Source organism: Actinoplanes sp. NPDC051411 (assembly GCF_040682075.1).
Classification (GTDB): Bacteria; Actinomycetota; Actinomycetes; order Mycobacteriales; family Micromonosporaceae; genus Actinoplanes.
Genome location: NZ_JBFBAD010000282.1, coordinates 1 through 2,032, shown reverse-complemented (window position 1 = coordinate 2,032; position 2,032 = coordinate 1). Strand labels below are relative to the sequence as shown.

Here is a 2,032-nt window from a genome sequence, read left to right as displayed (position 1 = left end):
TCCCACCGTGTTTCGGAGGTGTTTGGGGTGGTTGTTCGTTTGCTGTGAATCACACAGTGGACGCATATGTCGAGCATAAAGTTTGGTGTGGTTAAGCCCTCGGCTTATTAGTACCGGTCAACTGAACACGTTACCGTGCTTACATCTCCGGCCTATCAACCCGATAGTCTCTCGGGAGCCTTACCCCATCAAGTGGGTGGGATACCTCATCTCGAAGCAGGCTTCCCGCTTAGATGCTTTCAGCGGTTATCCCTTCCGAACGTAGCCAACCAGCCGTGCCCCTGGCGGGACAACTGGCACACCAGAGGTTCGTCCGTCCCGGTCCTCTCGTACTAGGGACAGCCCTTCTCAAGTATCCAACGCGCACGGCGGATAGGGACCGAACTGTCTCACGACGTTCTAAACCCAGCTCGCGTACCGCTTTAATGGGCGAACAGCCCAACCCTTGGGACCTGCTACAGCCCCAGGATGCGACGAGCCGACATCGAGGTGCCAAACCATCCCGTCGATATGGACTCTTGGGGAAGATCAGCCTGTTATCCCCGGGGTACCTTTTATCCGTTGAGCGACACCGCTTCCACACGCAAGTGCCGGATCACTAGTCCCGACTTTCGTCCCTGCTCGACCCGTCAGTCTCACAGTCAAGCTCCCTTGTGCACTTACACTCAACACCTGATTGCCAACCAGGCTGAGGGAACCTTTGGGCGCCTCCGTTACCCTTTAGGAGGCAACCGCCCCAGTTAAACTACCCACCAGACACTGTCCCTCGACCCGATCAGGGCCGCAAGTTAGATACCCAAACCCAACAGAGTGGTATTTCAACAATGCCTCCACCCGAACTGGCGTCCGAGCTTCACCGGCTCCCACCTATCCTACACAATTAAATTCGGATACCAATGTCAAGCTATAGTAAAGGTCCCGGGGTCTTTCCGTCCTGCCGCGCGTAACGAGCATCTTTACTCGTACTGCAATTTCGCCGGGCCTGTGGTTGAGACAGTGGGGAAGTCGTTACGCCATTCGTGCAGGTCGGAACTTACCCGACAAGGAATTTCGCTACCTTAGGATGGTTATAGTTACCACCGCCGTTTACTGGCGCTTAAGTTCTCCGCCTCGCCCTCACGGGCTAACAGGTCCCCTTAACGTTCCAGCACCGGGCAGGCGTCAGTCCATATACATCGTCTTACGACTTGGCATGGACCTGTGTTTTTAGTAAACAGTCGCTTCCCCCTGCTCTCTGCGGCCATACCACGCTCCACCCGCAAAGGGGCTTCACGCGTCCGGCCCCCCTTCTCCCTAAGTTACGGGGGCAATTTGCCGAGTTCCTTAACCACAGTTCGCCCGTCGCCTCGGTATTCTCTACCTGACCACCTGTGTCGGTTTCGGGTACGGGCCGCTCGGAACATCGCTAGAGGCTTTTCTCGGCAGCATAGGATCACTGACTTCACCAGAACGGCTCGGCATCACGTCTCACCCTCAATACACCACGGATTTGCCTATGGTGCGGGCTACACGCTTACCCCGGCACAACCACCGGCCGGGATCAGCTACCTTCCTGCGTCACCCCATCACTAAACTACTACCCCACAAGGTCCCAACTCGCCTACCATAAGCCCGAAGGCCGCCGGCACTTGAGATGGTTAGTACATGAAGGTTCGTCTTGGGCGTTCCTACGCGGGTACGGGAATATCAACCCGTTATCCATCGACTACGCCTCTCGGCCTCGCCTTAGGCCCCGACTCACCCAGGGCGGATTAGCCTGGCCCTGGAACCCTTGGTCATCCGGCGGAAGAGTTTCTCACTCTTCATTCGCTACTCATGCCTGCATTCTCACTCGTATCGCCTCCACGGCTAGGTCACCCTGCCGCTTCCCTGGCGATACGACGCTCCCCTACCCATCCACACACCTGGATCGGCCAGTAAACTGACCAACCGAGTTATTGTGTGAATGCCACAGCTTCGGCGGTGTACTTGAGCCCCGCTACATTGTCGGCGCGGAACCACTTGACCAGTGAGCTATTACGCACTCTTTAAA

1 rRNA gene is annotated in these 2,032 nt (G+C 56.6%); it reads right to left on the bottom strand.

The features are described 5' to 3' along the window. Positions 1-87 precede the first annotated feature (87 nt). A 23S ribosomal RNA gene (locus AB0M88_RS53220) occupies positions 88-2,032 on the bottom strand; the annotation flags it as partial.